At 66.6% G+C, this 6,890-nt stretch carries 6 protein-coding genes; 2 read left to right on the forward strand and 4 right to left on the reverse strand.

The window, feature by feature from the left end:
• Positions 1-186 precede the first annotated feature (186 nt).
• From QZY48_RS34500 to QZY48_RS34510, 3 genes are all read right to left on the reverse strand, one after another.
• Entirely contained in the window at positions 187-1,092 is a 906-nt protein-coding gene (locus tag QZY48_RS34500; RefSeq protein ID WP_295439284.1) for an alpha/beta fold hydrolase, read from the reverse strand.
• A 4-nt stretch (positions 1,093-1,096) separates the two neighbouring features.
• Positions 1,097-1,255, reverse strand: a complete 159-nt coding sequence (locus QZY48_RS34505; protein WP_295439285.1) for a hypothetical protein — start codon at positions 1,253-1,255, stop codon at positions 1,097-1,099.
• 111 nt (positions 1,256-1,366) lie between these two features.
• Positions 1,367-2,827, reverse strand: a complete 1,461-nt coding sequence (locus tag QZY48_RS34510) for an FAD-dependent oxidoreductase (RefSeq protein ID WP_295439287.1) — start codon at positions 2,825-2,827, stop codon at positions 1,367-1,369.
• Between the two features lie 368 nt (positions 2,828-3,195).
• Here QZY48_RS34510 and QZY48_RS34515 point away from each other — a divergent pair, with 368 nt between their 5' ends.
• Positions 3,196-4,284, forward strand: a complete 1,089-nt coding sequence (locus QZY48_RS34515) for a DUF2235 domain-containing protein (RefSeq protein ID WP_295439289.1) — start codon at positions 3,196-3,198, stop codon at positions 4,282-4,284.
• Between the two features lie 35 nt (positions 4,285-4,319).
• Here the strand turns inward: QZY48_RS34515 and QZY48_RS34520 are convergent, their stop codons facing one another.
• Complete coding sequence (locus QZY48_RS34520; RefSeq protein WP_295439291.1) at positions 4,320-5,564, reverse strand: Coenzyme F420 hydrogenase/dehydrogenase, beta subunit C-terminal domain; 1,245 nt, start codon at positions 5,562-5,564, stop codon at positions 4,320-4,322.
• A 106-nt stretch (positions 5,565-5,670) separates the two neighbouring features.
• Here QZY48_RS34520 and QZY48_RS34525 point away from each other — a divergent pair, with 106 nt between their 5' ends.
• On the forward strand, positions 5,671-6,726 hold the full coding sequence (locus QZY48_RS34525) for an alpha/beta hydrolase (protein WP_295439293.1): 1,056 nt from the start codon (positions 5,671-5,673) through the stop codon (positions 6,724-6,726).
• Positions 6,727-6,890: the final 164 nt, after the last annotated feature.

The following is a 6,890-nucleotide window of genomic DNA, read 5'->3' on the forward strand; positions in this document are numbered from 1 at the left end:
ATCACGATTACGACAACGACAACGACAACGACGCCCAGTCCGCGAGAACGTCCGGTAACCGTAACTGCAGGGTACGCATCGCGTACCCGGCTCCGGCGGACGTGGCAGCTTGGCGGGCACGCGATGTTTACCATACGATGTATGCGTTAAAACATCAGTTCTGATCAGACCCCCCTGAACACCTGATCACTGGTGGTCCCGCGGCCCCAGGGCCGCGGCGAAGAAGGCCAGCACCCGCCGCTGATACTCCAGCGGCGCCGCCGCGTACAGGTCACCATGGACCGCGCCGGGGACGAGCCACAGACGCTTCGGCGCGGGCGCGGCGGCGAACAGCCGCCGGGTCTCCGCCGGGGTGGTATGCCGGTCCGCCCCGCCGCCGATCACGAAGACCGGCACGGTGAGGGCCCCGATCCGGCCGATCGGGCGCAGGTCCGCGGGGGCGAGCCCGAGGCGCGGACGGATCTGCCAGGTAAAGAACGGGTACAGCCAGCCGGACCAGGGGCCGAGCCGGAGGCGGATGCGGTTCGCCAACGCCTCCTCAATGGTCGGATAGACCGCCTCCAGCACCAGCGCATCCGCGGTCACGGGCCCCTGGGGACCCAGCAGGGCCGCGGCGCCGCCCAGCGAAAAGCCGATGAGCCCGACCCGGCGTGCGCCGAGCGCCGTGCGCAGGTAGGTCACGGCGGCCTGGGCGTCGAGTGACTCCAGAAAGCCCAGCGTCTCGTGGGTCCCGGGGCTCTCGCCGCTGGCCTGGAGATCGATACTCAGCACCGTGTAGCCTGCCTCGTGCAGGAACCGGGCACGACCCAAGGGGCTGCGCCGGTCCCCGCCGCTGCCGTGCAGCAGGAGCACCGCGGCAGCGCCGGCGCCGGGGATGAGCCAACCGGAGACCGGTCGGCCGCTCAGGCTTGTGAAGCTGACCGCACGGGCCCCGAGTTCGGCCGGCGGCGCGCCCACGGGGTGCGGGTTGGGTGCGAACTGTTGGCCGCCCAGCCACCAGGCGACGCTGCCGACCGCGATCAGTGCGGTGAGCAGCAGCGCGGCGAGCCACGGCAGATTGCGCGGTCGCGTCGCGGCTGAAGCCGCTCCCACCGGGTCAGTGACCGGACTTGATCAGCAGCCTGAGGATCTTGTAATTGATGATCCAGAAGCGGATGAACTGCCAGACCAGCGAGGTGCGCATGTACTTGACGAAGGGCGTGGGTACCGGCGGGTAATAGGCCTGCTGATAGGGTTCTTTGTTCTTGGCGGTCATGGTGCCTCCAGGGGTTGCAACAACGACGGGGTCTTGCGGACGGTCGCGCTCGGTCGGCCGTGCCGCCGGCCGTGACCGTCCGCCGTTCAGTTCAGCGCCGCGGCGCGCCCATCAATCCGGCAGGATCGACCAGCCGGGCCGCAGTTTCGCCTGATACATGAAGACATAGTGCAGGATCCACTTCATCCAATGTCCGGCCAGCCCGATCTCGCCGAAGGTCAGGCTCGGGTCGCGCCCGTATTCGGGATAGGTCTCGTAGTCCGGCACCACCGGGAACACGATCATGGTCGCCGCCGTCCCCTTGAAGATGTCGGAGCCGGTCGAGGCGACGCAAGCGGCGCCCATCTCGCCCATGGAGGCGGTATGGACCGGCGTCTTGATCTTGCCGCTCACCAGGTCGCGGATATTCGCCGCGACCGCCTTGCCGATGGCGGCCGACGGCATCCCGGTGCGCGGCGGCGTCGGGCTGATCTGGGTCCCGTTCGGGCTCTTCATCACCTTGCTGATCGGGTGCGGGGGGGCGAAGGCGATGCCGACCGCGAAGACGTTCTTGTATTTCGGCGACTCGTAGGTCAGGGGCCAGTCCTTCTTGCTCCATTCCTCATAGGGCTTCGGCTGATAGTCCGCGTCCACCTTCATGAAGCCATTGGGGGCAAAGACCTCGCCCGTGATGTCGGCGCCGGCCTTGTCGAAGGCCTTGAGCCCGACCCCGGCGAAGGGCGGGATCAGCATCGCAAAGTCATAGTCCAACTCATGGTAGGCCCCGTCCAGGGTCTCGTAATGGAGCTTGCCGGGCTCGACCTTGTTGACCGCCGCCCGGGTGATCCAACTGATGCCGCGCTCCACCATCAGCGACTCGGCGAAGACCTTGCCGTTGGTGATATAGCCGCCGCGGTGGATATGCACGCCGCCCATCCCGAAGTCACCCAACTCGTATTCATTGCTGATCCAGACGATATCGGCCAGGTCCCGCACGCCGGCCTTGCGCAGGACATAATCGACATTGTAGATGTATTCAAAGGCCGCCCCCTGGCAGGTGCACATGCCATGGCCGGTGCCGACGACGAAGCGCCGCCGCTCGCCCTTCTTCATGGCCTGGATGCACTGCTGCAATTGCGCGTTGGCCTGCAGCGCGTGTTCGGGGGTACAGACCGAGACCGTGTGGCCCCCCTCGGGGCCCAGGCCCGGGGTGCCGCCGAAGTTGAGCTTGGGTCCGGTGGCATTGACCAGGTAGTCATAGTCCAGGTCCTCGGTCTGGCCGGCGCGGGCGGCGTCCGTGTACTCGACACGGACGAAGGGGCGCGCGCGGGTGCCGTCCCCCTCCGGGTGGGTCGAGAGGGCGCGGGCCTGCACGAACTCCACGCCGGCCTTCGCGTACACGGGCGCCAGGTCGAAGGTCACCTGCTCCGCGGTCATTTGACCGCAACCAACCCAGACGTTGGAGGGGATCCAGTTCCACTTGGGCTTGGGCGAGACCACGGTCACCTGGTGCTTCTTGCCGAGCCAGAGGCTCAGGTAGCGGGCCACGGTGTGTCCGGAGATGCCGGCGCCCAATATCACGATGCGTGCCATTATTTTGATGTCCTCACGTTAGGTGTAGCCAGGCCACGCTAGCAAGCCTGAGGGGGGCTGTCAAACTTAAAGATAATATTATTGATCAGTGATTTTCTGCGCAAATCCGGGCGCGGGCCACGGGTCTGGTGAACATCCTGATTGTCGACCGCGACGATCGGCAACAAGTAACGAAGCCACCAGTTCCGCGCCGCGACCGGTGCGGTCTTTGATCGGAGTCGATGCCCCAGGCCGGACCAGGCCTCCGCCGGGCTTGTCCCCTGCCCGCGGTGGCGTTATCCTCACTCCCGGGTCGCCTCAGGCGGTTGAGTGTCCGCTCCGTCAGGTACCGCTTCAGGCGTGCGGCGACAATCACGAGGAAAGGCACCATGCATCCTAAGAACATCATCGTCTTTTGCGACGGCACCTGGAACAGCCCGGACCAAGAGTCCAAGAACGGCAAACCCTGCCCCACCAACGTGGCCAAGCTGTTCGAGGCCATCACCCCCTGCGATGCGAACGGAATCCCGCAGATCGTGCATTATATCCCCGGCGTCGGCACGAGTTTCCGGGACCGCATCACCGGTGGCGGCTTCGGGTACGGTATTTCCGACAATATCAAGAGAGGCTATAAGGCCATCTGCAGCAACTACGAGGACGGGGACCGGATCTTCCTGTTCGGCTTCAGCCGCGGGGCCTATACCGCACGCAGTATCGCCGGGCTTATCGATAACCTCGGCATCATCCGGCGGGTCAATTTTCATAAGATCAACGAGGCCTATGAGCGATACCGGGACAAGACGCCCGAGTGGCAGCCCGGCTCGCAACAATCCCTGGCCTTCCAGGACACCTATGGGTGGCCGAACAAGGACATCCATTTTCTCGGCGTCTGGGATACGGTGGGGGCCTTGGGGGCGCCTTATGGGGTGATCGTGGGCTGGCTGATCGACAAGCTGTTCCACTGCGGATTCCACAACACCCGACTGAATTCAAGCACCCTCAGTGCCGCCCATGCGGTAGCCATCGACGAGCACCGCTGGCCGTTCCGTCCGACCTTGTGGACACTGGATAAATCCCATCGACCCGCGGATTTCGAGGAGCGTTGGTTCAAGGGCGTGCATTCGGACGTCGGCGGCGGTTACCCGGAGGCGGGGCTCGCCGACATTGCCTTGGACTGGATGGCCGGCAAGGCCTGCGGCCGCGGCCTCTGCCTGGACCTGCGGCGGGTAAGCGACCCGGCCGTCGCCCCAGATCCGGCGCAGGCGGGCCACGACTCGCAGAAATTGAGTTACCGGCTGGCCACCCTCGCGTTCGTGAAGATACCCTCCGCCATCGGCATTGCATTGCCGGGGATCGACCGGAAGGATGTTGACCGCATCACCTGGAAGGGCGATTACGTGAGGGCCATTACACCGGGCGCGTCCATCGGCCACGAAGTCAAAGGACTGACCCGCTGCGGCCAGCCCGACCAAACCTAGGACGGTGTGCCGGGGGCGGGACACCCCCGCTCCTGTCAGGCCCGCTCCAACCCCTCCCCCGGCGCCCGCCCGAAGGTCGCGGCGTATTCGGCGGCATAGGGCCTGGTCGCCTCATAGACGTGATAGGGCACGATCTTCTCTTCCAGTTGCGGGAACTTGTCGCGCACATAGGTGTAATTGCGCAGCAGCTTCATCTCGATGATGGCGCGGGCAAATTCGAGCCCGCGCGGTCCGCGGCGCCGCTGCAGGAAGGCGATGAGTTGGCGGATGAGTTTGGGCGGCTTGCCGGGGCGCTTGGCGAGCATGGCAATGAAGCGCGGCATGCCGCGGGTGCGGTCACCGGCCTCGCTGAGCGGGCGGGACTCCAGGTCCGGGCGCAGCAGGTCCAGGAGTTCGACGCCACGGGCGGTGCGGGCCAGGACCCACTGCCAGCCGAGCGGCGCGCCCATATAGCCGATGGTCAGATCCGCGAGCGCATTGGGATAGTCGAAGCAGGACAGGCAGGCGGACGGGAAGATGCCCTGGAGCTTATCCATGGGGAAGTCGATATAGTTGACCCGCTCCCGGTGCCCATCCTCGTGATGCAGCCAGAGGCTGAAGTCCTGCATGAATTCGTAATGGACCACGGTGCGCGGCGAGGTGGAGATGGTGTCGAGGAAGAATTGCTGGTCCGCGTAGGTGACGTTGTCGCTGCACGGGATGCCGATGACATCCAGCCGTTCCAGTCCAAGTTGATCCTGCGCCTGGCGCAGGACCTGGACCTGGCAGCCGGTACCGATGACGGCGAGGCGGCGGATGCCTGACTCGCGGACCTGGTCCAGCAGCCCCAGGTTGGGCGAGAGGCTCGGCTTGTTGCCGACACAGGCGCGCACCTCCTCCGGGGTCCGGGCCAGCACCGGAAGAGGCTCGAAGCGGGTGCCTGGGTTGGTGCCGGTCAGGATAACCGCCTCCACCTCACCGCGCTCCAGCAACCGCGCGGCCAGCGTCGTGACCATGCCGGTCCACTGGGCCCCGGCCACCGGGCGGCGCATCCGCAGAATCGCCTGCTCGCGATAGATACCGAAGCGCATCTCGTCCCCGGGGTGGCGGCGGCGCCCGTGCAGGCGGTGCTCGATCTCCTCCATGCGGTTGCGCACGAAGAGACAGGTGTCGGCCATCCGCGGGCGCAGCCAACTGTCACAGAGTCCGCAGTCGCTGCACAGCCGCGGCCGACCGGCGAGGCGCCGGTCGTGACTCATCAGGCTGACATCGTGGAGACCTTTCGACGGGCCTTGTTCCATTGCGGGGTCCTCTTGAAGTTCGCGGTGGGGATTGCCTTTCGGGTATCTTGGGGCGCCCCGGCGGGCGGCCGCCCGGGGCTCTTGTTTACGACTGGGGATTATCGCGATGTTGAAGCGGTTGGTGCAGGTCTTTGCGGTCTTGGTGGTGCTGGCGCTTGGGGCCGCGGTCCTCTTGCCCTTGCTGATCCCGGCGGGGACGCTCCAGCCCCAGGGCAGCGCCCGGGCCGCGGCGACCCCGGACAGCCGCTTCCTGATCATCCCCTTCCCAGGGACCGGGGGGCTTGAGATCCACTATCTGGAACGACCGGCGGCGGCAGGGGCCGACGGGCGCGCCTTCCTGCTGCTCCACGGCTTCACCTTCAACAGCTTCACCTGGGGGGCGGTGCTGGACCCCTTGGCCGAACTGGGACGGACCGTCGCCTACGATCAACTCCCCTATGGACTGAGCGCCAAACCGCTGGCGGGCGACTGGAGCGGCGCCGACCCCTACGCCAAGGAGTCCGCCATCGCCCAGGTCGGCGCCGTCATGCAGGGCCTGGGGCTCGGCCACGCCATCCTGGTCGGCAACTCCTCCGGCGGCACCCTGGCCCTGGAGGCGGCCCTGGCCTACCCGGAGCGGGTGACCGGCCTGATCCTGGTCGCCCCCTGGGTCCATGCGCAACGCCCGACCATCCCGGCCGTGCTGGCACAACTGACCCAACTGCAGCGCCTCAGCCTCTTCATCGCGCGCAAACTGGGGGACCCGACCCTGCTCGAATACTCCTATCAGGACCCCTCGCGCGTGACGGCCGCCCGCCGGGACCAGGCCATCATCCACACCCGGGTGGCGAACTGGGACCTGGCCTGGGGCGCCCTGCTCGACCGCTCACTCTCCAGCGCCGTGGACATCAGCGACCGGCTCGGCCAGGTCCGGGTACCGGTGCTGCTGATCACCTCGGACCAGGACAAGCTGGTGAAGCCCGAGGATACGCGCCGCGTCGCGGCGGCCCTGCCGCACGCGACCCTCAAGGTGCTGCCGGGCTGCGGCCATGTGCCACAGGAGGAATGCCCGCAGGCGTTCATGGCCGCGGTGACCGAGTGGCTGCAATCGCCCGCCGGGCCGGGGGCGCCCGGCGCTGAAGCGCTTGGCGGGACGGCGCCCCCGAGCGACGGGGGGCCGTGATTCGTGGGGCCAGATTTCTCGCGAGTGCGACCAGAACTGATGTGTTAACGTACATCTCGTAGGGTACGCATCGCGTACCCTAATAGCTACCGGACGTTCCCACGGACCGGGCGTCGTTGTCGTTGTCGCTGTCGTAACCGTGGTCGGATTGTTCGATTACGACA

The sequence above is a fragment of the uncultured Thiodictyon sp. genome (assembly GCF_903828115.1).
In the GTDB taxonomy this organism is placed as follows: Bacteria; Pseudomonadota; Gammaproteobacteria; order Chromatiales; family Chromatiaceae; genus Thiodictyon.

Excerpts from the sequence above, each read along its gene's own strand:
- QZY48_RS34505 (WP_295439285.1), bottom strand. The coding sequence starts at position 1,255 with ATGACCGCCAAGAACAAAGAACCCTATCAGCAGGCCTATTACCCGCCG.
- QZY48_RS34510 (WP_295439287.1), bottom strand. The coding sequence starts at position 2,827 with ATGGCACGCATCGTGATATTGGGCGCCGGCATCTCCGGACACACCGTG.
- QZY48_RS34515 (WP_295439289.1), top strand. The coding sequence starts at position 3,196 with ATGCATCCTAAGAACATCATCGTCTTTTGCGACGGCACCTGGAACAGC.
- QZY48_RS34520 (WP_295439291.1), bottom strand. The coding sequence starts at position 5,564 with ATGGAACAAGGCCCGTCGAAAGGTCTCCACGATGTCAGCCTGATGAGT.
- QZY48_RS34525 (WP_295439293.1), top strand. The coding sequence starts at position 5,671 with ATGTTGAAGCGGTTGGTGCAGGTCTTTGCGGTCTTGGTGGTGCTGGCG.